Origin of the sequence: Bradyrhizobium sp. SUTN9-2 (assembly GCF_003122645.1) — a bacterium.
Lineage (GTDB): Bacteria > Pseudomonadota > Alphaproteobacteria > Rhizobiales > Xanthobacteraceae > Bradyrhizobium > Bradyrhizobium yuanmingense.
In genome coordinates this window covers 4,345,856-4,372,265 of the sequence record NZ_LAXE01000001.1, presented here as the reverse complement: position 1 = coordinate 4,372,265, position 26,410 = coordinate 4,345,856, and the positions used below count along the sequence as shown (strand labels likewise).

Annotated in this window: 31 protein-coding genes; 11 read left to right on the top strand and 20 right to left on the bottom strand. The window is 64.9% G+C overall.

Features of this window, described 5'->3' with window-relative positions; translation table 11 throughout:
* Nucleotides 1-11: 11 nt before the first annotated feature.
* Nucleotides 12-287, top strand: a complete 276-nt coding sequence (locus tag XF30_RS20365) for a GNAT family N-acetyltransferase (RefSeq protein WP_036028195.1) — start codon at nucleotides 12-14, stop codon at nucleotides 285-287.
* A 48-nt stretch (nucleotides 288-335) separates the two neighbouring features.
* Here the strand turns inward: XF30_RS20365 and XF30_RS20360 are convergent, their stop codons facing one another.
* Complete coding sequence (locus XF30_RS20360; RefSeq protein WP_192893199.1) at nucleotides 336-731, bottom strand: SPW repeat protein; 396 nt, start codon at nucleotides 729-731, stop codon at nucleotides 336-338.
* A 320-nt stretch (nucleotides 732-1,051) separates the two neighbouring features.
* Here XF30_RS20360 and XF30_RS20355 point away from each other — a divergent pair, with 320 nt between their 5' ends.
* Nucleotides 1,052-1,327: a GNAT family N-acetyltransferase gene (locus XF30_RS20355; RefSeq protein ID WP_036044205.1), complete on the top strand. Its 276-nt coding sequence runs from the start codon at nucleotides 1,052-1,054 to the stop codon at nucleotides 1,325-1,327.
* Nucleotides 1,328-1,381: 54 nt separating this feature from the next.
* On the opposite strand, the gene XF30_RS20350 is transcribed toward XF30_RS20355, so the two are convergent.
* Nucleotides 1,382-1,780 (bottom strand): DUF3597 domain-containing protein, encoded by a 399-nt coding sequence (locus XF30_RS20350; RefSeq protein WP_109143669.1) that lies wholly within the window; start codon nucleotides 1,778-1,780, stop codon nucleotides 1,382-1,384.
* 338 nt (nucleotides 1,781-2,118) lie between these two features.
* On the opposite strand from XF30_RS20350, the gene XF30_RS20345 reads away from it, so the two are divergent.
* From XF30_RS20345 to XF30_RS20320, 6 genes are all read left to right on the top strand, one after another.
* Nucleotides 2,119-3,027: a DUF2189 domain-containing protein gene (locus XF30_RS20345; protein ID WP_192893198.1), complete on the top strand. Its 909-nt coding sequence runs from the start codon at nucleotides 2,119-2,121 to the stop codon at nucleotides 3,025-3,027.
* 120 nt (nucleotides 3,028-3,147) lie between these two features.
* The gene (locus tag XF30_RS20340) at nucleotides 3,148-3,972 is read left to right on the top strand and encodes a lytic murein transglycosylase (RefSeq protein WP_109143668.1); all 825 of its coding nucleotides are present in this window, start codon (nucleotides 3,148-3,150) and stop codon (nucleotides 3,970-3,972) included.
* A 474-nt stretch (nucleotides 3,973-4,446) separates the two neighbouring features.
* On the top strand, nucleotides 4,447-4,599 hold the full coding sequence (locus tag XF30_RS20335; protein WP_007590701.1) for a DUF1127 domain-containing protein: 153 nt from the start codon (nucleotides 4,447-4,449) through the stop codon (nucleotides 4,597-4,599).
* Nucleotides 4,600-4,726: 127 nt separating this feature from the next.
* Nucleotides 4,727-6,154 (top strand): methylenetetrahydrofolate--tRNA-(uracil(54)-C(5))-methyltransferase (FADH(2)-oxidizing) TrmFO, encoded by a 1,428-nt coding sequence (gene trmFO, locus XF30_RS20330; protein ID WP_036028202.1) that lies wholly within the window; start codon nucleotides 4,727-4,729, stop codon nucleotides 6,152-6,154.
* A gap of 7 nt (nucleotides 6,155-6,161) precedes the next feature.
* Complete coding sequence (locus XF30_RS20325; protein ID WP_109145786.1) at nucleotides 6,162-7,256, top strand: AMP-binding enzyme; 1,095 nt, start codon at nucleotides 6,162-6,164, stop codon at nucleotides 7,254-7,256.
* Between the two features lie 95 nt (nucleotides 7,257-7,351).
* A complete protein-coding gene (locus XF30_RS20320) occupies nucleotides 7,352-7,903 on the top strand; it encodes a CAP domain-containing protein (RefSeq protein ID WP_036028219.1) in 552 nt (183 codons plus the stop codon).
* Nucleotides 7,904-7,915: 12 nt separating this feature from the next.
* On the opposite strand, the gene XF30_RS20315 is transcribed toward XF30_RS20320, so the two are convergent.
* Nucleotides 7,916-8,389, bottom strand: coding sequence for a VOC family protein (locus XF30_RS20315; RefSeq protein ID WP_008547150.1), 474 nt, complete (start codon nucleotides 8,387-8,389; stop codon nucleotides 7,916-7,918).
* 148 nt (nucleotides 8,390-8,537) lie between these two features.
* Here XF30_RS20315 and XF30_RS20310 point away from each other — a divergent pair, with 148 nt between their 5' ends.
* Nucleotides 8,538-9,716: an aminotransferase class V-fold PLP-dependent enzyme gene (locus tag XF30_RS20310; protein ID WP_109143667.1), complete on the top strand. Its 1,179-nt coding sequence runs from the start codon at nucleotides 8,538-8,540 to the stop codon at nucleotides 9,714-9,716.
* Between the two features lie 7 nt (nucleotides 9,717-9,723).
* On the opposite strand, the gene XF30_RS20305 is transcribed toward XF30_RS20310, so the two are convergent.
* From XF30_RS20305 to yajC, 6 genes are read right to left on the bottom strand one after another with little or no spacing between them, the layout of a single operon-like run.
* Nucleotides 9,724-10,965: a threonine ammonia-lyase gene (locus XF30_RS20305; RefSeq protein ID WP_109143666.1), complete on the bottom strand. Its 1,242-nt coding sequence runs from the start codon at nucleotides 10,963-10,965 to the stop codon at nucleotides 9,724-9,726.
* Between the two features lie 45 nt (nucleotides 10,966-11,010).
* Nucleotides 11,011-11,868, bottom strand: coding sequence for a phytoene/squalene synthase family protein (locus XF30_RS20300; protein ID WP_036028216.1), 858 nt, complete (start codon nucleotides 11,866-11,868; stop codon nucleotides 11,011-11,013).
* Nucleotides 11,865-12,248 carry an Mth938-like domain-containing protein gene (locus XF30_RS20295; RefSeq protein ID WP_028179505.1) on the bottom strand — a complete coding sequence of 128 codons (384 nt, stop codon included), beginning with the start codon at nucleotides 12,246-12,248 and terminating at the stop codon, nucleotides 11,865-11,867. Before XF30_RS20295 ends, XF30_RS20300 begins: the two co-directional genes overlap by 4 nt.
* 60 nt (nucleotides 12,249-12,308) lie before the next feature.
* On the bottom strand, nucleotides 12,309-13,328 hold the full coding sequence (gene secF / locus XF30_RS20290) for a protein translocase subunit SecF (RefSeq protein WP_036012746.1): 1,020 nt from the start codon (nucleotides 13,326-13,328) through the stop codon (nucleotides 12,309-12,311).
* Nucleotides 13,329-13,338: 10 nt separating this feature from the next.
* Entirely contained in the window at nucleotides 13,339-14,943 is a 1,605-nt protein-coding gene (gene secD / locus XF30_RS20285; RefSeq protein WP_036012748.1) for a protein translocase subunit SecD, read from the bottom strand.
* Between the two features lie 47 nt (nucleotides 14,944-14,990).
* Entirely contained in the window at nucleotides 14,991-15,359 is a 369-nt protein-coding gene (yajC, locus tag XF30_RS20280; protein ID WP_036012751.1) for a preprotein translocase subunit YajC, read from the bottom strand.
* A gap of 182 nt (nucleotides 15,360-15,541) precedes the next feature.
* Here yajC and XF30_RS20275 point away from each other — a divergent pair, with 182 nt between their 5' ends.
* A complete protein-coding gene (locus XF30_RS20275; protein WP_036028226.1) occupies nucleotides 15,542-16,522 on the top strand; it encodes an ATP-binding protein in 981 nt (326 codons plus the stop codon).
* Between the two features lie 176 nt (nucleotides 16,523-16,698).
* Here XF30_RS20275 and XF30_RS20270 read toward each other — a convergent pair whose 3' ends face one another.
* Nucleotides 16,699-18,084, bottom strand: coding sequence for a LysM peptidoglycan-binding domain-containing M23 family metallopeptidase (locus XF30_RS20270; protein WP_109143665.1), 1,386 nt, complete (start codon nucleotides 18,082-18,084; stop codon nucleotides 16,699-16,701).
* Nucleotides 18,085-18,193: 109 nt separating this feature from the next.
* Nucleotides 18,194-18,844, bottom strand: coding sequence for a protein-L-isoaspartate(D-aspartate) O-methyltransferase (locus XF30_RS20265; protein WP_085969151.1), 651 nt, complete (start codon nucleotides 18,842-18,844; stop codon nucleotides 18,194-18,196).
* A gap of 229 nt (nucleotides 18,845-19,073) precedes the next feature.
* Here XF30_RS20265 and XF30_RS20260 point away from each other — a divergent pair, with 229 nt between their 5' ends.
* Entirely contained in the window at nucleotides 19,074-19,445 is a 372-nt protein-coding gene (locus XF30_RS20260) for a response regulator (protein ID WP_036044248.1), read from the top strand.
* Nucleotides 19,446-19,448: 3 nt separating this feature from the next.
* Here the strand turns inward: XF30_RS20260 and surE are convergent, their stop codons facing one another.
* From surE to XF30_RS20215, 9 genes are all read right to left on the bottom strand, one after another.
* Nucleotides 19,449-20,216, bottom strand: a complete 768-nt coding sequence (surE, locus tag XF30_RS20255; RefSeq protein ID WP_192893197.1) for a 5'/3'-nucleotidase SurE — start codon at nucleotides 20,214-20,216, stop codon at nucleotides 19,449-19,451.
* 210 nt (nucleotides 20,217-20,426) lie between these two features.
* Nucleotides 20,427-20,789 carry a hypothetical protein gene (locus XF30_RS20250; RefSeq protein WP_109143663.1) on the bottom strand — a complete coding sequence of 121 codons (363 nt, stop codon included), beginning with the start codon at nucleotides 20,787-20,789 and terminating at the stop codon, nucleotides 20,427-20,429.
* Nucleotides 20,790-20,908: 119 nt separating this feature from the next.
* Nucleotides 20,909-22,240 (bottom strand): serine--tRNA ligase, encoded by a 1,332-nt coding sequence (gene serS, locus XF30_RS20245; protein ID WP_036028231.1) that lies wholly within the window; start codon nucleotides 22,238-22,240, stop codon nucleotides 20,909-20,911.
* Nucleotides 22,241-22,458: 218 nt separating this feature from the next.
* Nucleotides 22,459-23,271 carry a twin-arginine translocase subunit TatC gene (gene tatC, locus XF30_RS20240; protein ID WP_036044242.1) on the bottom strand — a complete coding sequence of 271 codons (813 nt, stop codon included), beginning with the start codon at nucleotides 23,269-23,271 and terminating at the stop codon, nucleotides 22,459-22,461.
* Nucleotides 23,268-23,762 (bottom strand): Sec-independent protein translocase protein TatB, encoded by a 495-nt coding sequence (gene tatB, locus XF30_RS20235; protein ID WP_109143662.1) that lies wholly within the window; start codon nucleotides 23,760-23,762, stop codon nucleotides 23,268-23,270. Before tatB ends, tatC begins: the two co-directional genes overlap by 4 nt.
* 90 nt (nucleotides 23,763-23,852) lie before the next feature.
* Complete coding sequence (locus XF30_RS20230) at nucleotides 23,853-24,086, bottom strand: twin-arginine translocase TatA/TatE family subunit (protein ID WP_036012762.1); 234 nt, start codon at nucleotides 24,084-24,086, stop codon at nucleotides 23,853-23,855.
* A 165-nt stretch (nucleotides 24,087-24,251) separates the two neighbouring features.
* The gene (gene scpB / locus XF30_RS20225) at nucleotides 24,252-25,007 is read right to left on the bottom strand and encodes an SMC-Scp complex subunit ScpB (RefSeq protein WP_036012763.1); all 756 of its coding nucleotides are present in this window, start codon (nucleotides 25,005-25,007) and stop codon (nucleotides 24,252-24,254) included.
* Nucleotides 25,008-25,028: 21 nt separating this feature from the next.
* Nucleotides 25,029-25,868 (bottom strand): segregation and condensation protein A, encoded by an 840-nt coding sequence (locus tag XF30_RS20220; protein WP_036012765.1) that lies wholly within the window; start codon nucleotides 25,866-25,868, stop codon nucleotides 25,029-25,031.
* A partial coding sequence (locus XF30_RS20215; protein WP_146207802.1) for a glycoside hydrolase family 3 N-terminal domain-containing protein occupies nucleotides 25,865-26,410 on the bottom strand: 546 nt, incomplete at its 5' end. The genes XF30_RS20215 and XF30_RS20220, both read right to left, overlap by 4 nt.

Sequence of the window (26,410 nt, the reverse complement as noted above, 5' to 3'; positions counted from 1 at the left end):
AAGGCAATGATATGAGCGACGTCATCAACAACAAGGCCCATCACCGCTATGAGCTCGACGTGGAGGGTCATCTTGCGACCGAGCACTACCGGCTCGACGGCGGTGTCATCACCTTCGAGCACACCGACGTGCCGAAGGAGCTTGGCGGCAAGGGCATTGGCTCGAAGCTGGTGCAAGGCGCGCTCGACCAGGTCCGCGCCGACGGATTGAAGCTGATCCCGCAATGCCCGTTCGTGAAGGCGTGGATCGACAAGCACCCGGACTATGCGGATCTCGTGACACGGTGAGTGCACAGGCCCGCCGCTCGTGGCCGGCGGGCCTGCCGTACTTACGGTCTATTGTCCGTGCTTGAGCAAGTCCTGGTCATTCATATCCCAGTCCTGCCATAGCTGGAGAATGCCGAGCAGCACCACCACCGCACCGAGGGTCGTGTGATAGATGCGGAGAAATCCCTCACCGGAATAGCCGATCACGTATGGCGAGGCGATGAGCCACAGTCCGGCCAGGATCGTCATCACCTCCTGCCAGCGCTGCAAGGCGACATATTCGAGCTGGCTGATGCCAAATACGACGAGACCGATCGCGACCGTGTTCAGGATGGCCGTCTGGTGACCGGAGATCGCCTGATCCTGGATCGGGAACCACGGCGAGGCCACGATCACCGCACCCAGCAGCATCCCACACCAGTCTTCCCATGTTCGATGAGTACTAAAGAAACCAGAGTCCGACATCGTACCCTCCTGCAGAAGAGGCATACGTCTGCGGCTGGCGATCATGACACGCCGAATGTCTAGCGACCCTGCCGGCCGCATTCGGGCGTATGTCCTTTCAAGGACGTGGGAACCGAACTCCGGCTTACAAGAGCGGTATCGGAATTATTTGCGGAGCCGCGGGACCATGCTCGCCGGGCGCCATGGCCATACCGCAGTGCGGTCAGGGCGGCGCGCATTTGCAGATATCTCATCTGCGCCAATCTCCCCTGGTCCCACCTTGGCAAGGGCCGTGTCAGCCTCCTAGATCAGGAGGCACCTGCAGTTCGGAGGGACCCCGCATGGCGGCTTCGGTACGCGACAACAAGGACAGGAGCCGCTTCGAGCTCGATGTCGGCGACGACATCGCCTTCGCCAATTACCGGCTGACGCCGTCGGCCGTAATCATCACCCACACCGAGACGCCGCGCGCGTTGCGCGGGCGCGGCATCGGCTCCGAGCTGGTCAAGGGCGCGCTCGACCTGATCCGGCGCGACGGCAAGAAGGTGATCGCCGGCTGCGGCTTCGTCGTCGACTATCTCGATCGGCATCCGGAGGATGCGGATCTGGTCGCCTGAATGCAAAAGGGCCCGCGGCGATCGCGGGCCCCTGCGGCACTACCCCAGGTCCGGTCAGTGCTTGATCTCCGGCGGCAGCTTGCCGCCATTAGCGGCGAGCTTGGACATCACCTGCTTGTGCAGCCAGACGTTCATGCTCGCCGAGTCGTTCATGTCGCCGCTGTAGCCCAGCTCCTTGGCGAGATCCTTGCGCGCAGCGAGGCTGGAATCGATGTCGAGCGCCTTCATGAGGTCGACGATGGAGGTACGCCATTCCAGCTTCTCGCCCTTGTGCGCGGCGGCCGCCTTGTCGACGATCGCCGCCACGTCGACCGCAGCCATGGGTGCGACGGCCGGCGCCGAAGGACTTGCCGACCCTGCGGGGGCGCCCGGCGAAGCGGCGCCACCGGCCGGCGCAGCGGAGGCCGGCTGGCCGCCGAAGATCGCGCTGATGATTTTCCCGAAAATGCTCATGTCTGCTCCCCGAAAAGGAATCCGTTGGAAGGGCCTTGCGTGGCACTTATAGACGAAGTTGGTGCGCCGCGCCCGCGAAGTTGCGCGAACGGACAGCAGCATCAGCTTATCTGCGGCGAAATGACGACAGAATGACGCCGCATTGATTGCGTCGCGGCATCGAAATTTCACCCAAGCGTGAGGGACAGGACTCGGACTTGGGAGTATGCTTGCCGTTCAGCTCGCGATCCATCCGGAATTCGCGTCTGGTCGGGATCGTGGGATTTCAAGAGAATGGGCGGCCGCTTGCGCCGTTTGCCGGCGCCGGATGCAGCCGCTTGGCAAGGGAGCTAGCGACCATGGCCACACTCTACCAGGGCAATGTCCCCACGATGGCCCAGCCCACGGATGAGGCTGGACCGGTGATCCGAACCATACAATTGTCCGATCTGCACGACGCGCTCAGGCGCGGCTGGGAGGATTTCAAGGCCGTTCCGAGCCACGCCATCATCCTCTGCGTGATCTACCCGGTGCTCGGCCTCGTGCTCGCCCGTGTGGTGATGGGCTATTCGGTGCTGCCGCTGCTGTTTCCGCTCGCCGCGGGCTTCGCGCTGATCGGGCCCTTCGCTGCGCTCGGGCTCTACGAGCTTTCCAGCCGGCGCGAGCGCTATGAACCGGCCAGCGCCTGGGATGCCATGGAGGTGCTGCGATCGCCGTCGTTCGGCGCGATGCTCGGCCTCGGTACGTTGCTGCTCGCCCTGTTCGTCACCTGGGTGGCGACCGCGCAGGCGATCTATATCGCGGCGTTCGGCTACGAGGGCGTCACCGGATTCTCGGACTTCATGATGCGCGTGCTGACGACGCAGCAAGGCTGGTGGCTGATCGTGGTTGGCTGCGGCACCGGATTTCTGTTCGCGCTCGCCGCACTGTGCCTCAGCGTCGTGTCATTCCCCTTGATGCTCGATTGTCATGCCGGCGCGTTCGAGGCGATGAGCACCTCGCTGCGCGTTGTCGCGAAAAACCCGGTGCCGATGGCAGCCTGGGGCCTGATCGTGGCGGTGCTGCTCGCGCTCGGCACGCTCCCGGCCTTCCTCGGCCTCGCCGTTGTGGTCCCGCTGCTCGGGCACGCCACGTGGCACCTTTACCGCAAGGTGATCGCGTCCGATCCGGGCGCACGTCCGGTCCCGCCTCCGCCGCATCGGCCGCGCAAGCCGGCCGCCGACTTCCCGGCCAACCTGTTCCCGTGGCGGAATCGGACGGACGTCTGACAATCTCGTGACGTGTGGCCCTGCCCCGGTTCGGACAGGGCTGCACGCCTTGCTTTGGCCGCGGTTACAGCCGAGATTATGCCGCCGGTCAGGTCAATTCACGGAAATCCATTTCATCTGATGACTCCGACGATTTCTCGTCTTGCGCTCGCAGCCTTGGCCGTCTCCGCGTCCCTTCTCTCAGTCCAGCCAGCGCCCGCCGCGGTTGCCTGTGGCTCGGGCAATTTCGATGCCTGGCTGGCTGATTTCAAAACCGACGCTGCGGCGAAGGGCATCTCGCAGCAGACCATCGCTGCCGCGCTTGCAGGCGTCACGCTCGATCAGAACGTGCTCAACCGCGATCGCTCGCAAAAGGTCTTCGCCCAGAGCTTCGAGGAGTTCTCCGGCCGCATGGTGCCGCCGCGCTTGGAGCGCGGCTCCAACAGGATGAAGCAATACGGCTCGGTGCTGTCGCGCATCGAGCAGGCCTATGGCGTGCCCGGCGAGGTCCTGGTCGCGATCTGGGGCCTGGAGACCGATTTCGGCGTCAACACCGGCAAGTTCGCAACGATCCGCGCGCTTGCAACGCTCGCTTACGATTGCCGTCGCTCCGAGCAGTTTCGCGCCGAGCTGCTGGATGCGCTGCGCATCGTCCAGCGCGGCGATCTTGCGCCCGCCGACATGAAGGGCGCCTGGGCCGGGGAGCTCGGCCAGACCCAGTTCATGCCGTCGTCCTGGATGAAATATGCCATCGACTTCGACGGCAATGGCAAGCGCGATCTCCTGCATAACGTGCCCGACGTGCTCGCCTCCACGGCCAATTATCTGGTCGGCTATGGCTGGCAGAAGGGCAAGGACTGGCAGCCGGGCAGCCCGAACTTTGAGGTGCTCAAGCAGTGGAACAAGAGCGAGGTCTACTCCAAGACCGTGGCCTATTTTGCCGCACAGCTCGCACGCGCCCCTTAGATCTCAGCCGAACCGCGCCGAATCGCCGCTGCCGAACCCCGGCAAGCGGGCCTAGCCTGTAGCGGTGCCAGCGCATCGCTCATGGGCGCATTTTCGGTATTCAATGGATCTTAAAGTGAATCTATATTCATACAATAGCGTCGCGTGCTATGCGAATCAGGCGGGCATGACTTGAGTCGATAAGCTGCTGGGTTGAACTTGCTGGCCGCTTATAGGCAACCTATTTCCGCGATGACCTAGATCAATCTTTGACATAAACCCGTTATTTCACGGGTACTTATCGCGGACACCGGACGACCTTGGCCAAGCTCTGGGCGGGAGCGCCTTCCGGTTAATCATCCGTTACGTACGCCATGCACATAGCGCTTAGCTGCATCGCAACATCGGAACTTTCGCACTGCACCACTCTCACCTATATTCATTTCAACGATGAGGCCTCAAGCAAAGGCTGAATCGAACTACAGGAGACTACCAATGCTGCTCTCGCTCATCCGCATGATCCAGGCCTTCCGGGACTATCAGCGCAATGTTGCCGAGCTGTCCCAGCTCAGCGATCGCGAATTGGCCGATATCGGCCTCGATCGCTCGGACATCCCGCGCGTTGCCGCCGGTCAGTATCAGGGCTGATATCCTTCAGCCCTTCACTAGAACGGACCGATAGCGCCCGCCTCGTGCGGGCGTTGTCGCATCTGGTGGCAGAAAACTCGATCTCGGCGATTCCACTCTCCGCCGAAAAGCGCTACCTGTCCGCCCCATGACAGGACCCCAATCCAACCTCGTCCACGTGATCGGTGCCGGCCTCGCCGGTTCGGAAGCTGCCTGGCAGATTGCGAAGTCCGGCGTGCCCGTGGTGCTGCACGAGATGCGGCCGACCCGCATGACCGACGCGCACCGCACCGACGGACTTGCCGAGCTCGTCTGCTCCAACTCGTTCCGCTCGGATGACGCCGCCAACAACGCCGTCGGCCTGCTGCATGCGGAGATGCGCCGCCTCGGCTCGCTGATCATGCGCGCGGCCGACGCCAACCAGGTGCCCGCCGGCGGCGCACTCGCGGTCGATCGCGACGGCTTCTCGGCGGCCGTCACCAAGGCGCTGAACGATCATCCCCTGATCGAGATCGCGCGCGGCGAGATCGCGGGCCTGCCGCCGGCCGCGTGGAGCAACGTCATCGTCGCCACCGGCCCCCTCACCTCCGCGCCGCTGGCCGACGCCATCCGCGAGCTGACCGACGAGAACGCCCTCGCCTTCTTCGACGCCATCGCGCCGATCGTGCACCGCGAATCCATCGACATGTCGGTGGCCTGGTTCCAATCGCGCTACGACAAGGTCGGCCCCGGCGGCAACGGTGCCGACTACATCAACTGCCCCATGACCAAGGAGCAGTATGAGGGCTTCGTCGCCGCGCTGATCGCCGGCGAGAAGACCGAGTTCAAGGAATGGGAGACCAACACGCCCTATTTCGACGGCTGCCTGCCGATCGAGGTGATGGCTGAACGTGGCCCCGAGACGCTGCGCCATGGTCCCATGAAGCCGGTCGGTCTCACCAACCCGCACGATCCCACCACGAAACCGTACGCGATCGTGCAACTGCGCCAGGACAACAAGCTCGGCACGCTCTACAACATCGTCGGCTTCCAGACCAAGCTGAAGTATGGCGAGCAGCAGCGCATCTTCCGCACCATTCCGGGGTTGGAGAACGCCGAATTCGCCCGCCTCGGCGGCCTGCATCGCAACACCTTCCTGAACTCGCCGAAGCTGCTCGACGGCCAGCTGCGGCTGCGCGCACAGACGCGGCTGCGCTTCGCCGGCCAGATGACGGGCTGCGAAGGCTATGTGGAATCCGCCAGCGTCGGCTTGATCGCGGGTCTCTATGCAGCCGCGGAAGCGCGCGGCGAGACGCTTGTCAGCCCGCCGGCTACGACCGCACTGGGATCGCTGCTCGGTCACATCACCGGCGGCCATATCGAGACCATCGAGCCGGGCACGCGCTCGTTCCAGCCGATGAACATCAATTTCGGCCTGTTTCCACCGCTCACGAGCGTGCCAACGAAGAAGCCCGACGGCACGCGGCTGCGCGGCAACGAGAAGACGGTGGCCAAGAAGCAGGCGCTGAGCGCACGGGCGCTCGCCGATCTCGATCGCTGGATCGCCGATCACCTGCGCATTGCCGCCGCCGCGTGAGTTTGCAATGAGCTTGCCCAAAGACGACGCGGCAGAGCTGTCGGCGCGCTGGACCGAAGGCGTGATGCTCAAGCGCGACGTGTTCTCGACCGTCGAGCGCGGCCGTTTCCGCAGCGAAAGCGGCGAGATCGACGCGGTGCTGCGCCGGCTCGACGAGGTGCCATGGTGGTCGTTTCTGCTGGCACGCCACCTGTTCGCCCGCGAGAAGCAGGCCCTGGTGCGGGCCAAAGGCCTCGACGTCGGCCCCGAGCTGCTCTGGGCCGGGCGCCGCGCTCTGGTGCGCGGCTTCGTCGACGGCGTCGCGCTGCACCTGGCAAAGCCCCATGGCGATGTCGCCTATTTCCGCTCCGCCAAGGCCGCACTGCGTCGGCTGCGCCGCGCCGGCATCTGCCACAACGATCTCGCCAAGGAGCAGAACTGGCTGGTCGGCCGCGACGGCCGCGCCTATGTCACCGACTTCCAGCTCGCCGCGTGCTTCAAGCGCCGCGGCCGGCTCTATCGCATCCTCGCCTATGAGGACCTCCGGCATCTGCTCAAGCACAAGCGCTCCTACGCGCCCGAGGCGCTGACGCCGCGAGAGCGAAAGATCCTGGCGAGGAAGTCGTTCGCCGCGAGCCTATGGCTCGCCACCGGCAAGAAGGTCTATCGCGCCATCACCCGCGGCCTGTTCAACTTCACCGATCGCGAGGGCGGCGGCCGTCGGCTCGTCAACGACGCGCCGGTGCTGGCCGAGCTGATCCGCCGGAATCCCGCCGTGCGCGACGCCGCCATCGTCGCCTTTGCCGACCGTCGCTCCGGTGTCGGGCTTTACGCCTTCGTCGAAGCCGATCAGGCCGCGCTCGAGGGCCAGCTCCGCAGCGAGCTTGCCGCCTCCAAGGGACCAAAGCCGCCCGAGCACATCCAGGTCGTGCACGCCCTGCCACGCAACGCCAGCGGCAAGCCACGCATCGAGGTCCTGCAACTGGTCGCCATGAACCAGCTCGACCTGATCGAGCCGATGATGAAGAACGAGCAGGATCGCGCCTTCCTCAAGGATATCCTGGAGCAGCGCAAGAACCTGCGCGACCGCTTCAATTTCGAGGCGAAGCTCCCGACGAGCTAGCGCGGAATCTGCGCCTTGAAGCCTCCACAATGGCGATCGAGAAGCGCTTGGATCAGGAAGGGTTGGCAGAGATCATGGGCGCTCGGGGGACGATGATGCATCGTATGGTTGGCGGAACGATCGCCGGCCTTGTGCTGCTGGCAGGGGCGCCTGCGCTGGCCGACTCACCGGCGGAGCTGATCTCCAGCTTCCGTCTCAAGCATGGTGAGGCCCGCGTCGTGCGCGACGCCACCCTCGATCGCATCGCCATGGATCAGGCCCGCGCGATGGCGGCGAAGGACGACCTCAGCCACGACACACTCGGCCCATTCAATCGCCGCGTCGCACCGGCCGGCGCGGGCCGTGCCGCAGAGAACATCGCCTACGGCTACGACAGTTTCGACAAGACGCTGGGCCAGTGGATCGACTCCTCCGGGCACCGCAAGAACCTGTTGCTGCACAATGCCTCCCGCGTCGGCATTGCCAGCGCCAAGAATGCGAGTGGCAAGCGCACCTATTGGGCCATGGTCATCGCCGGCGACTACGAGAAGGGCAAAGGCAAGAAAAAGGACAAGGAGCCCGTCGTCGCGGTGAAGCGCGAGGTACCGCCCGCGAGCAAGCCGAAGTCCGGCAACTGTCATGTCAAGCTGCTCGGCCTCTGCATCTGAGGCGCGACCGTCTCAGCCGCGGCGCGCGGCTTCGATCGCGGCGACGTCGATCTTCGTCATCCCCATCATCGCATCGAAGGCGCGCTTGGCCTCCGTGCCACCGGCGGCCAGCGCCTCGGTCAGCACCCGCGGCGTGATCTGCCAGGAGACTCCCCATCTATCCTTGCACCAGCCGCACGCACTCTCCTGCCCGCCATTGCCGACGATGGCGTTCCAGTAGCGATCGGTCTCCGCCTGATCGTCGGTGGCGATCTGGAACGAGAAGGCCTCGTTGTGCTTGAAGACGGGTCCGCCATTGAGACCGAGACAGGCAACGCCGGCTACCGTGAACTCGACGGTCAGGACATCGCCTGCCTTGCCGGACGGATAGTCGCTGGGCGCGCGATGGACCGCACTCACCGCGCTGTCGGGAAACGTCTCGGCATAGAAGCGGGCCGCGGCTTCAGCATCCTTGTCGTACCAGAGGCAGATCGTGTTCTTTGCCATTGGGTATTCCCTGTGATTCCGTGCCAGATTGCGCTTCCGATCAGCATAGGCATTCCGATCTGCATGCTCCAGCTGGAACAGTCGTTTGCCCGAGCTTGTTCGCGTGCGTCATTGTGTCTACGAGGAACCTGAAGATGGAGGCTCTGACGTGATCGACATCAACCAGATTCGTGCCGACACGCCTGCTGCCTCCCGGCTCGCGTATCTCCACAATGCCGGTGCGGCTCTCATGCCCGCGCCCGTCGTCGCGGCGATGAAGGGACATATCGATCTCGAGAGCGAGATCGGCGGCTATGCCGCAGCCGATCGCGCGTCAGATCGGCTCGAAGCCGTTTACGGCTCAGTGGCCCGGCTCCTGAACGCATCGCCGGATGAAATCGCCCTGGTGGAGAACGCGACGGTTGCCTGGCAGATGGCGTTCTATTCGCTTTCATTTCGAGAGGGCGACCGGATCCTGACGGCCGAAGCGGAGTACGCCGCCAACTATGTTGCGTTTCTTCAGGCCGCCAAACGCACAGGCGCGGTCATCGATGTGGTGCCGAGCGATGCGACGGGCGAGTTCGATGTCGGCGCACTCGAACGTATGATCGACGAACGCGTGAAGCTGATCGCCATCACCTGGGTTCCGACCAATGGCGGGCTGACCAATCCCGCAGCGGCCATCGGCAGAATTGCGCGAGCACACGGCATCCCCTATCTGCTCGATGCCTGCCAGGCGGTCGGCCAGATGGAGGTCGACGTCGAGGCCATCGGCTGCGACATGCTGTCGGCCACGGGACGCAAATTCCTGCGGGGACCGCGTGGTACCGGCTTTCTCTATGTGCGCGGGGCGCTCCTGCAGCAGCTCGAGCCACCGATGATCGACCATTTTGCAGCGCCCTGGGTCTCGCGCGATGAATATCGGCTCCGCGACGATGCCCGCCGCTTCGAGACATGGGAGAATAATTGCGCCGCCCGGCTTGGGCTCGGCGCTGCCGTCGATTATGCGCTCGACATCGGCATGGATGCCATCGAGGAGCGCTGCCGGCTGCTCGCGGGCCGCCTTCGCAGCGGCCTCGCTTCCATTCGCGGCATCACTATTCACGACCTTGGCCGCAAGCCTGGCGCCATCGTCAGCTTCACTTTGGATGGATATGAAGCGGAGGCCATTGTCAGCAGCGCCGCGGCGGCGGGCATCACAATCGGCGCTTCAGACCCGTCGAGTACCCGCATCGATGCCGAGAACCGCGAGCTGCCGCCGCTCGTCCGAGCTTCCCCCCACTACTACAACACCCAAGCCGAGATCGACCGGCTGATCGACCACGTCGCGGATTTGGCGTCACGTTAGCGCGTGCTCAGGTGCAGCGCGCGCTCAGTCCGGATGCGCTGAGCCTGGCCATCACCTCGTTGAGATGGGCGGCATCGCGGGTCTCGATGACAAGCTGCAGCAGCGTCGCCTTGGCCGGCAGGTCGGAGAAGGTCCGCTGGTGTGAGACCTCGATGATATTCGCACCCGCTTCGGCCAGCAGTGCCGCTACCGCGGCGAGCTGCCCCGGCCTGTCGGGGATATCGAGCGACAATTGCGTCAGCCGCCCCTCGCGCGCGAGCTCACGGGTGAGCACGGAGGCGATCAGCCGCGTGTCGATATTGCCTCCGCTCAGCACGAGGCCGACCTTCTCGCCGGCAAAGCGGGACGGATCGGACATCAGCGCGGCGAGGCCGGCGGCGCCGGCGCCCTCGACGACGGTCTTCTCGATCGAGATCAGGGTCGCGACTGCACGCTCGAGCTCGGCTTCGTTGACGAGCGCAATATCGTCGACGAGGCGCCGAACGATTTCGGTGGTGATCTTGCCCGGTGATTTCACCGCGATGCCCTCGGCGAGCGTATCGCCGCGCGCCGGCAGATTGCCGTCGTGAATGGCGTTGTACATCGAGGGATAGAGCCAGGCCTCGACGCCCAGTATCCTGAGCGACGGCTTGATCGACTTCGCGGCAATGGCAATCCCGCTGATCAAACCGCCGCCGCCGATCGGGACGACCAGCGTGTCGAGCTCCGGGACCGCCTTCAGCATTTCCAGCCCGATCGTGCCCTGCCCGGCGATGACGAGCGGATCGTCGTAAGGATGGACGAAGACCATGCCCTGCGCTTCACCGTGGCTGCGCGCAAAGGCGGCCGCCTCCTCCAGCGTCGCGCCCGTGACCACCACCTCGGCGCCGTGATGCCGGGTGTTCTCGATCTTCACCATGGGCGTGCCGATCGGCATCACGATGGTGGCGGGAATGCCGAGCCGCTTGGCATGGTAGGCAACGCCTTGCGCGTGGTTGCCCGCGGACATCGCGATCACGCCCCGCGCGCGCTCCTCCGCCGTCAGCGCGGTAAGCCGGTTGAGCGCGCCGCGCTCCTTGAACGAGGAGGTGAACTGCAGGTTCTCGAATTTGAGCCAGATGTCGCAGCCGCAGATGCTGCTCAGCGTCCGGCTGTGGCTACAGGGCGTCTCGACAACGGCGCCTTGGACGGTCTTGGCGGCGGCGCGAATGTCTTCAGGGGCGACCGGAAGGCCGCTGAGATCGAACGAGCTTTGGGACATGTCAGCCATAGGACAGCATAGAGCATTTGGGCGGGCCAGGCGATAAGCCGGCGTCTATTTGGTAAATTCACGCGATCGCGAGGCGCGCCACAGCGTCCAGAGCGTGCGCAACCGCGAGGTCGGCTGCAACCTAAACGGATTGCGTCCCGGGCGCGACAGGCGCTCAAGATCGGCCTGCGCCTGGCGCAGCGGCAGAAACGCCGGCCGCAACGGCGGCGCCAGCTGCGCCAGCAGCGATGAAGCCGCGGTCATATGCTGCCGGGCTTCACCCGCCAGTTGCTCAAGCACCGCATGGAGATTGGGTGTTTCCTTGCCGGCGAAGACATCTTCCATGCTGCAATCGTGCTTCTCCAGCACCTGCTGCGGCACGAACAATTGCCGGTGCGCGGCATCGCGCGGCAAATTGGCTATGACCTGCACGATACCCTGCGCCAGCCCGGCATGGCGGGCGACATGCTCGGCCGCCTCCGAAGGCGGTCCCAACACTTGCGCTGCCAGGGCGAACAGCGCCGATGAGGTCGCCGCGAGGTAACCTTCCAGCGCGGCCATGGTCGGCATCGGGTCGTTGTAGAGATCGAACTGATGCTCCTCGGCAAGCAGCGACAGCGACTCGACCGGCAGGTCGAAATCGCGAATCGCGCGAAGCAGCTCGGCCGCCACCGGATTGCCTTCGGCGCTGCCATGGACGTGGCCCGACAGCATGTCGGTCCACCATTGCAGGCGGATCTCGCCGGGCAGAGGCTGGCTCACCTGGTCGCGGATGCGAACGATCTCGACGTTGAAGGCATAGATCGCCAGTAACGCGCGGCGCTCGGCGGCCGGCGCGAACAGGGTCGCGGCGTAGCGGGGAAAGTCGTGGCTGCGCACGAGATCGGCGCAGAACGCGGCGGAGTCGGATGGCCGGTTGCTCATGGCACGGCGATCAGCGCGGCGGCAACCCGCCGCCGTTCGCCGATCATGATGTTGTAGGTGCGCACGGCCGGGCCGGTCTGCATCGTGTCCAGCACAACCCTCACCGCCTTGAGCGCCTGACGCAGCTCCGGCGGCGGGAGCCACAGCCCCGTTCCAGTGCCGACCAGGAGCGTGTCGATGCTGTTGGCCGCCGTGAACACCCGATCCAGCGAGTAGCGGTCGATCTTCGCGGGGTCGGTCACGTCCCAAGCCCAGATCGCGTCGGGCAGACAGAGCAGCGAGCCCCGATGCGACATGCCGGCAAAGGCGAAGCCGCCCTTGCCATAGGCATCGATCGGCGCCGAGCGCGGAAAATGCGGAGCGTTGGGATCGCCGGCCATGAGCTTCGTCCGAATGGGCTTACTGCCCTCGCAAACGCCTGCAAGGGCATGAGGTTCGGATCATGCCTTGCTTTTCTTCGCCGGCGTCGCCGTATCGGGCGCGTCTTCGCGGTGCTCGCCGACGCCGAGATAGATCAGGATCGGTGCTGCAATGAAGATCGAGGTGTAGGTGCCGACCAGCACCACGCCGAACATCATCACCGCGGTGAAGCTGTGGATGGCATGGCCGCCGAACAAGAGCAGCGCGAGCAGCGCGAGCGTCACCGTGACGTGGGTGATGATCGAGCGCGACAGCGTCGAGTTGATGGATTCATTGAGCAGCTGGGGCATCGGCATCTTCTTGTAGCGACGCAGCATTTCCCGGATGCGGTCGTAGATGACGACGGTATCGTTGAGCGAATAGCCGAGAATGGTCAGCAACGCCGCGATGCTGGTCAGGTCGAAATCGACCTGGCTGATCGACATGAAGCCGATCGTCAGCACGATGTCGTGCACGTTGGCGATCATGGCGCCCAGCGCGAACTGCCATTCGAACCGGAACCAGAGATAAATCAGGATCCCAACGATCGCGAGCATCAGGCCGAGCATGCCGTAGGCCAGGAGCTCGCCCGCGACGCGCGGACCCAGCACCTCGGTGCGCTGAATGTCGACACTGTCGCCAAGCGCGCCACGAAGCTTCTGCAGGGCTGCCTGCTGGGCCGCGTCGCCACCCGGCTGCTCCGCAACGCGGATCAGGACGTTCTCCGGACCGCCGAACTGCTGCAGCTGGACCTCGCCGAGGCCCAGGCCGTCGAGCGAGGTACGCATTGCCGCGATGTCGGCGGTGCCGGACTTCGCCTTCACCTCCAGCAGCGTGCCGCCCTTGAAGTCGATACCGAGGTTCAGGCCATGGGTGAAGAACAGCACGATCGCGACGATCGACAGCGCCGCCGAGATCGGAAAGCTGATGCGACGGAAGCGCGTGAAGTCGAAATGCGTATCGTCGGGGACGATGCGCAGCGACGGCAGCAGGCCGAGGGCCGAGACCACGGTGAGGATGGCAATGAGGACGCCGAGCCCGATGAGAACGGTGTGAGTCACGATCAGGCTCCTAGATCGGCACGCTCTGCGGCCGCTTCCACCGCACCCACCAGGCGACGATCAGCCGGGTCAGGGTGAAGGCGGTGAACACCGTGGTGATGATGCCGATGCCGAGCGTCACGGCAAAGCCGCGCACCGGACCGGTGCCGATGTAGAACAGCACCGCGGCAGCAATGAAGGTGGTGATGTTGGAATCGAGGATGGTGGCGAGCGCCCGCTTGAATCCGGCGTCGATCGCCGAGATCGCATTGCGGCCGCCGCGCAATTCCTCGCGGATGCGTTCGTAGATCAGCACGTTGGAGTCGACCGCGATGCCGACGGTGAGCACGATGCCGGCGATGCCGGGCAGCGTCAGCGTGGCGTTGAGCAGCGACAATAAGCCGAAGATCATGGCGACGTTGATGGCCACCGCTATGTTGGCGAACACGCCGAACAGCCGGTAGGTCAGCAGCATGAAGATGATGACAAGGATCGAGCCGACATAGGCCGCCAGCTGGCCCTTCTCGATCGAGTCCTGGCCGAGTCCTGGACCCACGGTGCGCTCCTCGACCACCGTGAGCGGTGCCGGCAATGCGCCGGCGCGCAACAGGATGGCCAGATCGTTGGCCGATTGCACGGTGAAGTTGCCGGAGATCTGGCCTTGGCCGCCGGTAATGGGCTCGCGGATGACGGGCGCCGAGATCACCTTATTGTCCAGGACGATCGCGAACGGCAGCCCCACGTTCTCCTGCGTGGCCTGCGAGAATTTGCGCGCGCCCGAGGTGTTGAACTTGAAGCTGACGACCGGCTCACCCGTGCGCTGGTCAAAGGTCGCCTGCGCATCGGTCAGGTCGCCGCCGGCGACCAGCACCTGCTTCTTGACCACGTAGGGCGTCGGCGGAGGCGAGGCGCTCATCAGCAGTTCGGATTCCGGCGGCACCCTGCCCGCTTGCGCCTGATCCGGCGGCACGGAGGTGTCGACCATGCGGAATTCCATCTTCGCGGTCCTGCCCAGCAGTTCCTTCAGGCGGGTCGGGTCCTGAAGACCGGGGACCTGCACCAGGATGCGGTCGTTGCCCTGGCGCTGGATGACGGGCTCGACGGTGCCGAGCTCGTTGACGCGGCGTTCGACGATCTGGATCGACTGCTCGATGGTCTTGCGCAGGCGATCGAGCACCGCAGCCTGCGGGACGCTCAGGCGGATCACCCCGCCGCCGGCATCAGTCACCTCGAGGTCGCGCTGACCGCTGGATCCCATCAGGCCGCCCAGCGGCTGGGACAGCTCGCGCAACTTGGCAAGCGCCGGCTGCGCATCGGTCTCCTTGGTGATGCGGACCTCGACGGCATCGTTGCGCACGGTGACGCCGCCGGTGAATCCGATCTTGGCGTCGCGCAGGGTCCGGCGAACGTCGTCGCGGACCTGGTCGAGCCGCTCCTTCTTCACATAGGCAGCGTCGACCTCGAGCAGCAGATAGGAGCCGCCCTGGAGGTCGAGGCCGAGCACGATGCGGCGCTGCGCCCAGGCGGGCCAGCTCTTGACTTGCGCCTCGGGGAAGAAGTTGGGGACCGCGCAGAGGCACACGATCAGCGCCGTCAGGATAATCCCCAGCGCCTTCCACCGCGTGAAATACAACATCGACTGGACCTGTCAGATCAGGAGACTTGAGACTCGCGGTGAAGCTCTCACTTCGCCGCGGTGTCGTCCTTGGCGCTCTCTTTTGCGCTTTCCTTGGCCGGCTCGCCCTTGGCGCGCACGCCCGAGATCATCTGGCGCATCTGCCGCACGCGCACGCCGTCGGAAATCTCGAACTCGATCTGGTCGTCGTCGACCACCTTGGTGACCTTGCCGACGAGGCCTCCCGAGGTCACGATGGTGTCGCCGCGGCGGATATTCTTCACGAGCTCGGCGTGGTCGCGGACCTTCTTCTGCTGCGGGCGCAGAATCAGGAAGTACATGATCACGAAGATCAGGGCGAACGGCAGTAGCGACATCAACATGCTGTTGGTGTCGCCAGCGGCCGCGGCCTGGGCATACGCAGGGGTAATCAGCATTCGGACGATCCTCGTGAAAACGGGGGAAAGCCGGTCAGGCCCTCAAAGGCGACCGGTTCGGTCAAATTCGCGCGGACTATAGCGGCCATTGCCCCAATTGCAACGCTGCCAGACTGCCCTTTTGGGCCACCTTGCGGCGGCCCGTCAGGCCCGATAAGGCTGCGTTCTCAGGAACTTCGGACATGCCCAAAAACCATAGCAAAAGCCCGGCCGGCAAAGGCCCCCGCACCCCTGCCAACAAGCCCACCCGCCTCGCGGCAAAACGCCCCACGGCGGCGGTCACCAAGGCAGGCCCGGACCTCCCGCAGGAGCGCATCGTCCGCGCCCTGGAGACCATTGCGGCGCACCTCTCCGCGCAGGGCAAGCCGGCGGTCGAGGCCGAGTCGTTCAAGCGAGCGGACGCCTATGTCTGGCATCCCGACGGACGCCTCTCGGCGGTGCCGCGCGTGAGCCGAGTCGAGCTGTTCCTGCTCAAGGGCGTCGACCGGATGCGCGACATCCTGATGGAGAACACCGAGCGCTTCGCCAACGGCCTGCCCGCCAACAACGCCCTGCTCTGGGGCGCACGCGGCATGGGCAAGTCGTCACTGGTGAAGGCGGCGCATGCCAGCATCAACGCGGAGCGCAAACCGGCCGACAAGCTCAAGCTGATCGAGATCCACCGTGAGGACATCGAGAGCCTGCCGGCCCTGATGGAGCAGCTGCGGGCCTCCTCCTTCCGTTTCATCGTGTTCTGCGACGACCTCTCCTTCGACGGCAATGATGCCTCCTACAAGTCGCTCAAGGCGGTCCTCGAAGGCGGCATCGAGGGCCGGCCCGAGAACGTCATCCTCTACGCCACCTCCAACCGGCGCCATCTGCTGGCGCGCGAGATGATCGAGAACGAGCGCTCGACCGCGATCAATCCGGGCGAAGCGGTGGAGGAGAAGGTCTCGCTGTCGGATCGCTTCGGCCTCTGGCTCGGCTTCCACCGCTGCAGCCAGGACGAATATCTCGCCATGGTGCGCGGCTATTGCAGCCATTTCGGGATCAGGGTCGACGACGAGACGCTCGAGCGCGAGGCGCTGGAATGGTCGACGACGCGCGGCTCGCGCTCGGGCCGCGTCGCCTGGCAGTTCGTGCAGGAGCTGGCGGGACGGCTGGGTGTGAAGCTGACGGCGTAGTAGCGCGAGCTGTTACCCCGAATTCAACTGTCATCGCCCGCCTTGTGCGCACTTGCGCACTGGAGCGGGCGATGCAGTATTCCAGAGACGGTTGTTGTCAATCGAGAGGCCGCGGCGTACTGGGTCGCCCGGTCGAGCCGGGCGACGACACCGTTCGCGCGGAAGCTACGTAAGCCTCACGCCCCATTGAGGAATTGAAGCGGGTCAACCGGGCTCGATCCCTTGCGGATTTCGAAGTGGAGCTGCGGCGACGCCACCTCCCCGGATTGACCCGACTTGGCAATGACCTGGCCGCGCTTGATGGTATCGCCGCGCTTCACCAACAGCTCACTCGCATGGGCATATGCGGTGACGTAGCCGTTGGAGTGCCGAACCAGAACCAGATTGCCGTAACCCTTCAGCTCGTTGCCGGAATAGGCGACGACGCCATCTTCGGCCGCCTTGACCGGCGTCCCCTCGGGCACCGCCAGATTGATGCCGTCATTGGACTTGCCATTGGTCTTGGCACCGTAGCTCGTGACCACCTTGCCGCGGACGGGCCAGCGGAAGGTCGGCAGCGCGCCGGTGGCCTCCGCAGCCTTCGCCGGCGTCTCGGCAGCCTTCTCTTCCACATTGCTCGTGGCCTGGGCCAGCCGCGCGCTCTGCACGGGCGCGGCGGCAGTGGCCATCTTGGTCGCGGGTGCCGGAGCTGCCGCAACAGGCTGGAGCGTTCCGGCCACCGGTGCAGCCGCGACCGGAGCCGCAGCAACCGGCGCCGCGACGGCGGCGGTCTTGGCGCCGGGCACGGTCAGCTTGGTGCCGAGCTTCAGCTTTGCCGACGGATCGATGCCGTTGGCACGGGCGAGCTCTGCCGCCGAGATGCGGTTCTTGCGCGCGATGCTGGCGAGCGTGTCGCCACGGTTGACGAAGTGCGTGCTCGGCGGTACCGCGACGGCAGCAACCGGCTTCGCCGCAGGCGCTGCCGCGACCGGGGCCATCGCGGGCGCCGGTGCAGCTGCGGTCGCAGGAGACGGAATGATCAACTGCTGGCCGGGCGAGAGCGCCCGCGGACCCTTGTAGCCGTTGGCGGCAAGGATCGCCTGCGGCGTGACGCGATAGCGCTTGGCGAGCACGTCGAGCGTGTCGCTGGTCCCGACGATGATCTTGGTTCCGCCGGCCGGCTGGGCGGCCGCGACCGACCGCGGCGGGACAGTGGCCGTGGTCTCCAGATGCGGTTGCGCCGGAGGCGCATATGAGCTGACGCCGCGTCCGCCGCCGGACACCCCGCCCCCGGAGGCAACGGGATAGGACTGCGGGGCAGATACCGCGGGCGGAGGCAAAGCCTGCGACTGGTAGTAACCGGGCTGCGTCTGCGGCCGCGCATATTGCGGCAACTCACGCTGCGGCGGCGGCGGCTGCTGCACCGAACCGGTCTGCTCGGAGGCGAAAGGATTGGAGAAGTTGGTCTGGGACAGCCGCGACGACATGTCGGCGCTGCACCCTGCAAAGCTGAAGGAGATCAGCGCCAGCACCGCGACCTGCGGCACGCGGCGCGAGTAAAGCAACTCGGCGACAGCGGACATGGTTACTCACTCGTACGCAACAGAACTGGTGTTTTAAGTAAACACGCGGCGAGTAAATAACGGCTTAACCCTCACAATAAGATGTTGGCGGCACTGCCGATCCGGGATTCTACAGCTCCCGCGCCACCCCGGGCAGTGCCGGCACGAAGCGGACCTCGACGAGTTCCTTGCGCTCGATTCCGGTTTCGCTGCGGGCCAGGCGGGTCAGCGTCTGCACGCCCTGATGCGGGCCGACCGGGGCAATCAGGATGCCCCCGACCTCAAGCCGCTCGACCAGGTTCTCCGGTATCTGCTCCATCGCCGCGGTGACGATGATGCGATCGAACGGGCCGATGTTGGGAGGCAGATTGAGACCGTCACCGAGCATCACCTCGACATTGTGACAATCGAGCTTCTCAAGCCGGGCGCGTGCCGTGTCGGCGAGCTTACGATAGCGCTCGACGGTCAGGACCTGGCCGGCGAGCCGCGATAGCACGGCGGCCTGGTAGCCGGAGCCGGTGCCGATTTCGAGCACCCGGTGCTGCTTCTGGAGCTGGAGCTGCTCGGTCATGTAGGCGACGACGAAGGGCTGGCTGATGGTCTGCCCGCAGGCGATCGGCAGCGCGCTGTCACGATAGGCGCCCTCGCGATCGGCCTCGTCGACGAAAAGCTCGCGCGGCACCTCTTCCATGGTCCGCAGCACGGCCTGATCGCTGATGCCCCGACGCCTCAGCGTGAGCTGAAACATCATCTTTTCCGGCGGGTGCTGGTGGGACGTCATTGCTGCTATCGCTCGTCTCGTCTGGCGGATCGCCGTACTGCACCGCAAGAACCCGAGACGAGAATCTTGTTCCGGCTCAGGAACTCATGATATCCTTTCGGCACAGCATTTGACCACAACAAGGCCTTCAAAGCGCTAAGCCATTTGCGAGGTTTGCGTTCGCCGAAACGCGCATTGCGTCGCCTATCGTTATCTGCGAACGTTTACGAGAATGGGCAAGGACTCAACCATGACTGCGACAGGGCTTTCGGGCCGCTCTGTTTTCCTCGTCGAGGACGAGGTCATGATCAGAATGATGGTCGCAGACATGCTGGAGGAGCTTGGCTACAAGGTTGCCGCCGAAGCGGGCGACATCAATGAGGCCATGCGGCTTGCGCAATCCACCGAGTTCGATCTCGCCATTCTCGACGTCAACGTCAACGGCAAGGTCATCTCGCCGGTCGCCGATGTCATCATGGCCAAGGGCTGCCCGTTCATCTTCGCCACCGGCTACGGCTCCTCCGGCCTGCCCGAGCAATATCGCGACCGGCCGGCGCTCCAGAAGCCGTTTCAGCTCGACGCGCTCGGCAAGACCATCGAGGCTGCGCTTCGCGGCAGCTAACCTTTATTTCAGGGTGAGGCCAAGCTGCTCCGAAAACGCCTCGTCGGTACGGTCGAGCCTGAGCGGGGTGACCGAGACGTAGCGCTCGCGCAGCGCCGCGAGATCGGTGCCGTCGGCGGGCGTGTCGAGCATCGCGGTCCGCTCGAAGCCGATCCAGAAATAAGGATTACCGCGGCCGTCCCGGCGCTCGTCGATCCTGAGGAAGCCGAGATTGCGCTTGCCTTGCCGCGTGACGCGGATGCCAAGCACATCCTCCGGCGCGCAGGATGGGAAGTTGATGTTGATGACGGTGTCCTTCGGAACGCCGGCGGCGATCACCTTGCGCAGGATATCGGGCCCGAATTTGCGGGCCGTGTCCCACGGCGGCCGTTCGCGGGTCTCGACGCTGAACTCCTGCGACAATGCGAATGACGGCAACCCCAGGATGGTGCCTTCCAATGCGCCGGCAATGGTGCCGGAATAGACCACGTCCTCGGCGACGTTGCGGCCCTTATTGACGCCGGACAGCACGACATCGGGCAGCTTGGCTCCTAGGATATGGCGCGCTCCCATGATGACGCAGTCGGTCGGCGTGCCGCGCACGGCGAAGTGCCGTGGGCCGACCTCGCGCAGACGCAAGGGATCGTTCAGCGACAGCGAGTGCGACACGCCGGACTGGTCGAGCTCGGGCGCCACCACCCAGACATCATCGGTCAAAGCGCGCGCAATCTCCTCCACGACCTTGAGGCCGGGAGCGTGGATGCCGTCGTCATTGGTGCAGAGAATGCGCATGCGGAAGGTTCGATTCCTGAAAGCGGGTCTGAGCCGTCTTATCCGGCCAGCGCCGATCAGGCAAACCGGACGATTGCGGTCCGGCGGCCGGTTCCCTTGGTTGGTCCGGCTAAAGCGCGATGAGATTTGGATGAATCGTCATCGCGCTTTAGGTTATTGTTTGAGCATGATCTTTTCGGAAAACCGCTTCACACTTTTCCGGATCATGCTCTAGCGGCGAACGCGCCATTGCGGCAGGAAGCGCGCAAGCCGGCCTTCTGCACGCAATTGCATCGCCGGCACGACCGGGTTCACGACGGAAGTCTCGATGACGCCGAGCGCCTTCAGCTGCGCCACGAACGGGTCGGACGTCGGCTCCTGCGGAAAGCGTTCGCGTGCCACGCTCAGTGCCTTGTCGAAATCCGCAGCATTGACGCCGGGCTTGGCCCGCCGGCTCTGCACGAGATCATCGTCCCAGAGCCGCGCGATCCCGATGTCGAGAACGCCGCGCAGGCGCTGATCGATGGCCTGGATCCCGGCCCCCGTCACCGCCCATTGTCTTCCGACCCAGAAGATGTCGCGGTGCAAGGCCATGAAGGGAGGGTTCGCGTGGACGGGCCGGCAGGATAGCCGGCCGCCCGATCTTCGCAACGCGATTCTCGTCATGCCGCGTTTTCGGACGCGAACCGGTGCCCACTTCGCGGGAAAACGCTTTAGTCGCGCGCGATCACCTTCAGCCCGCCCATATAGGGCTGGAGCACGTCCGGGACCGCGATCGAGCCGTCCTCCTGCTGATAGGTTTCCATCACGGCGATCAGCGCGCGGCCGACTGCGGTGCCGGAGCCGTTCAGCGTGTGCACGAAGCGCGGCTTGCCGTCGGGCCCGCGCGAGCGCGCATCCATGCGCCGTGCCTGGAAGTCGCCGCAGACCGAGCAGCTCGAGATCTCGCGGAACGCCCCGCCCTCGCCCTGCCCGGGCATCCAGACCTCGATGTCATAGGTTTTTTGCGCCGAGAAGCCCATATCTCCTGCGCAGAGCGTCATCACACGGTAATGCAGGTCGAGCTTCTGCAGCACCTGTTCGGCGCAGGACAGCATCCGCTCCAGCTCGTCCTTGCTCACTTCCGGCGTCGTGATCGAGACCAGTTCGACCTTGGTGAACTGGTGCTGGCGGATCATGCCGCGAGTGTCGCGCCCCGCCGCACCCGCCTCGGCGCGGAAGCATGGCGTCAGCGCGGTCAGCCGCATCGGCAATTGCTTCTCATCGAGGATGGATTCGCGGGCGAGATTGGTGAGCGACACTTCGGCGGTGGGGATCAGACCGAGGCGCTCGGTCTTCAGCCGCTCATGGTCCGGCGAGGCGAGCAGCTCGCCCTTGATCGCCCAGAACTGATCGTCCTCGAATTTCGGCAATTGCCCGGTGCCGAACATCACCTCGTTGCGCACCAAGAGCGGCGGATTGATCTCGGTGTAGCCGTGCTCGGTGGTGTGCAGATCGAGCATGAACTGGCCGATGGCACGCTCGAGCCGCGCCAGCCCCTTTTTCAGCACGACGAAACGCGCGCCGGAGAGTTTTGCCGCCGCTTCGAAATCCATGTAGCCGAGCGCGGTGCCGAGATCGTCATGCAGCTTCGGCGCAAAGCCATAGTTGCGCTTGTTGCCGAACACGTGATGCTGCACGTTGCCGTGCTCGTCGAGACCGTCGGGCACGTCCTCGAACGGAATGTTCGGGATCGCGGCCAGCTCTTTGGTCAGCTCATCGTCAGCGGCTTTTGCCGCCGCTTCGAGCTCGGGCATCGTGGTCTTGAGCTCGGCGACCTCGGCCATCAGCTTCGACGCACGCGGCTCGTCCTTGGCCTTCTTGGCATCGCCGATTTCCTTCGAAGCTGCATTGCGCCGCGCCTGCGCCTGCTCGGAGGCGAGGATCGCCGCACGCCGCTTCTCGTCGATCGCGAGCAGCGAGACCGACATCGGCTTCAAACCGCGCCGTGCGAGGCCGGCGTCGAAGGCTTGCGGATTGTCGCGGATCGCTTTGATGTCGTGCATGGCTGTGGTCCTGGATCAGCGCGTAAATAGTCAACGTTTATGCCGACAACTTACATTGGCGCGCTTTCCCCTAGCATTCTGTCATCGCCCGTGAAAGCGGGCGATCCAGTATTCCAGAGACGTCAGTGTTTCCCCGAGGGGCCGCGGCGTACTGGATTCCCCGCTCCAGTGCGCAATTGCGCACAAGGCGGGGAATGGCACCGGTGGGCTTGGTCGCCCTACTCCGCCGGATTGGCCGGCGTCGACACGTCAGTGCCGGTGGCAGCCTGTGCGGCGGCCGCTTTCCTCTCCACCATCGCCACCGCGAGGATCGAGCCCTCGTAGAGCGCCATCAGCGGAAACGCGAGGGAGCACTGGCTGAGCACGTCGGGCGGCGTCAGCACGGCTGCGATCACGAAGGCCAAGACGATGAAATAGCGGCGCTTCTCGCGCAACATCGTCGAGCTGACGATGCCGATCCGCCCGAGCAGCGTCAGGATCACCGGCAGCTGGAAGGCGATGCCGAAGGCGAAGATCAGCGACATCATCAGCGACAGATATTCGCCGACCTTGGGCAGCAACTGGATCTGCGCGGTCTCGTCGCCGCCGGTCTGCTGCATGCCGAGCGAGAAGCGCACCAGCATCGGCAGCACGACGAAATAGACCAGCGCCGCGCCGAGGACGAAGAAGAACGGCGTCGCGACCAGATACGGCAGGAACGCCTGCTTCTCGTGCTTGTAGAGCCCGGGCGCGACGAACTTGTAGATCTGCGTCGCCACGATCGGGAACGAGATGAAGCCGGCGCCGAACAGCGCCAGCTTGAGCTGGGTGATGAAATATTCGAGCAGCGCCGTGTAGATGAATTTCGAGTTCTCCGGCCCCGCAATCCACACGAACGGCCAGACAAGCACGTTGTAGATCTGCTTGGCGAAGAAGAAGCAGAAGATGAAGGCCAGGCCAAAGCCGAGCAGCGCCTTGATCAGCCGCGAGCGCAGCTCGATCAAATGGTCCATCAGCGGGGCTTTGCTGGCCTCGATATCGGCGTCGGTCATGACGCTTTGGCGTCCTTGATCGCTTCGGATGGCGCGGTGTCCTGCGCAACCTTTGCCTGTTCGACCTCACGGGTAATCGCGAGCGGCTCGTTCGCGGCCGCATGCGCTTCGGCTTCCATGAAGGTCGACGGCGTCGGGGTCTCCGGTGTCGTGGGCGTGACGGGCGGATCGACGGCAGTAGCGGCCGGCGTCTCGGCCGGCTTGTCCAGCGCATCGATGCGAAGCGCGTCGCTCACGTCCTTCTGGAGCGAGCTCAGCGGATTGAAACCCGTGGCGGCTTCCTTGACCTCGTCGAAGCTTTTCTTGAGGTCGGCCATCTCGGCCTCACGCATCGCCTCCTGGAACTGGCCCTGGAATTCGGCCGCCATCTTGCGCGCCTTGCCCATCCACTGCCCGACCATGCGCAGCACGCCCGGCAGCTCTTTCGGGCCGATGGCGATCAGGGCCACGACCCCGATGAGGACCAGTTCACTCCACCCGATGTCGAACATGAGGTCTTCCGTTCACGCGAAGCCGGAGCCGGCCCAATCCCTTGCGCGCAGGATCGGGCCGCTACCCGCGTCTCGCGTGCTTCTTCCGGCTCAGACGGCCTTGCTGCCGACGTCGGACCGTGTCGCGGTCGGCGCAGCATTGTGCTCGATCGACTTCGCCGGCTCGGGCTTCTCGGCAGCCTTGTCGTCGTCCTGCATGCCCTTCTTGAACGCCTTGATGCCCTGAGCCACGTCGCCCATCAGATCCGAAATCTTGCCGCGGCCGAACAGCAGCAGGACCACTGCGATCACCAAGATCCAGTGCCAAATGCTGAGTGAACCCATCCTGCAACCCTCCAAACGCGCATGGCCGGGGACCCGGCCGATCTCACCGAAACCTAGGCTTGGCAGACCTCAAAAACAAGGACCAAGGCAGCGCCAATTCGCTGTCGGCGCTACGCAATCTTGCTAGTGTTAACTGGTCGCAGGAGCCCGTAATTCGCCGGTACGTCAGTCCTCGGCGCCGCCTTCGCTGCCACCCTCATTGCCGCCTTCTGGCGGGCTCTCAGGCTCGACCGCAGGCGCAAGGGCGAGATCGAGGTCATCGCCCGGTTCCAGCGGATCCTCGTCCTCCCGCAGGGCCGGATCATCCGACGGCGTCGGCACGCTGAACCCGGTGGGCAGGCGCGAATCCAACAGGCCCGTCCCCTTCAACTCCTCCAGGCCCGGCAGGTCGCCGAGCTGTTCCAGGGTGAATTGCGACAGGAACTCCTCGGTGGTTCCGAAGGTCAAGGGCCGGCCCGGCGTCTTGCGCCGGCCGCGCGGCTTGATCCAGCCGGTCTCCAGCAGCACGTCGAGCGTGCCCTTCGACGTGACGACGCCGCGGATCTCCTCGATCTCGGCCCGCGTCACCGGCTGGTGATAGGCGATGATCGCGAGCACCTCGATTGCGGCCCGCGACAGGCGGCGGGTCTCGGTGCTCTCCCGCGTCATCAGCCAGGCCAGATCGCCCGCGGTGCGGAACGTCCATTTGTTGGCGACGCGAACGAGATTGACGCCGCGCGAGGCATAATCGGCCTGCAACTGCTCGAGCGCAGCCTTGACGTCGACGCCCTCGGGCATGCGCTTGGCCAGCGTCGCGGTGTCCAGCGGTTCATTCGAGGCGAACAGCAGCGCCTCCAGCAGCCGCAACTCCTCGGGACGCGCCTGGGATTCGTTCTCCATCGGCTCGGCCTCTTCTACCCGCACTTCAGCCAGGCTTGCCATGGCAGATTCTCCTTCTTGCACTTAAGCGACCGGCGCATCAGGCGCAGGAGCTGCGTCCGGGACCGGTTTTGGGCGCCCCTTCCGGAAATAGATCGGCGCAAACGCTTCCTTCTGATTCAGCTCGAGCTGACCTTCGCGCACCAGTTCGAGCGCGGCGGCAAAGCTCGAGGCGAACACCGTCGCGCGCTGCGTCGGGTCGGCGACATGCCGGATCAGGAAGTCGTCGAGAACACCCCAATCGTCCTGCTCGGTGATGCTGCCGACCAGCCGCTCCAGCGTGGCGCGTGCTTCGGCGAGCGACCACACCGTGCGCTTGGCCAGATGCACGCTCGCCAGCACGCGCGACTGGCGTTGCGCGGCATAGGCGGTGAGCAAATCATAGAGCGTGGCCGTGTATTTCGGGTGCTTGATCTCGGCGATGTGCTCGGGCTCGCCACGCGCGAAGATGTCGCGCTGCAATTGCGGCCTGTTCATCAGCCGGTTGGCGGCTTCGCGAATGGCTTCCAGGCGGCGCAGCCGGTTGGCGAGCGCCGTCGCCATCTGCTCGGCGCTCGGGCCTTCCGCGCTCGGCGGCTCCGGCAGCAGCAGGCGCGACTTCAGGAAGGCAAGCCATGCGGCCATCACCAGATAGTCCGCGGCGAGCTCCAGCCGGATCTTTCGCGCGGCTTCGATGAAATGGAGGTACTGGTCGGCGAGCGCGAGGATCGAAATCTTGGCGAGATCGACCTTCTGCTGCCGCGCCAGCGCAAGCAACAAATCGAGCGGGCCCTCATAGCCCTCGACGTCCACCACCAACGCCGGCTCACCCTCGGCGAGCTCTGCGGGCCGCCCGGTTTCGAACGATAGGATTTCTGCAGTCATGCCGATGCCGTGTTTGCCCGTGCGATCAATGCATCCAGTTCGGCGCGTGCGGCCACGCGGTCGAACGGCTGCGGCGGCTTGCGTGCGGCGAGCGCGGCGTTCGCCCGCTCCAGCGCCCCACCGGCCAGTTCAGGTGTCTCGCCGGCGACGTCGCGCATCTCCTCGATGTTGCCGTTGCAATGCAGGGCCACGTCGCAGCCGGCCGCGAAGATCGCGCGAGTCCGCTCGGCGATATTTCCCGACAGCGCGTTCATCGACACGTCATCACTCATTAACAAACCCTGGAACCCGATTGCGCCGCGAATCACGTCAGCAATCATTGTCGCAGATGTCGTCGCCGGATGGGCGGGGTCGAAGGCGCTAAACACAACATGTGCAGTCATGGCCATCGGCAGATCAGCCAGCGGCTTGAATGCGGCGAAATCGGTCCGCTCCAGCTCGTCCCGCGGCGTGTCGACGGTCGGCAGCTTGAAATGGGTGTCGGCGGTGGCGCGGCCATGCCCGGGAATATGCTTGAGCACCGGCAGTACGCCGCCCTGCTC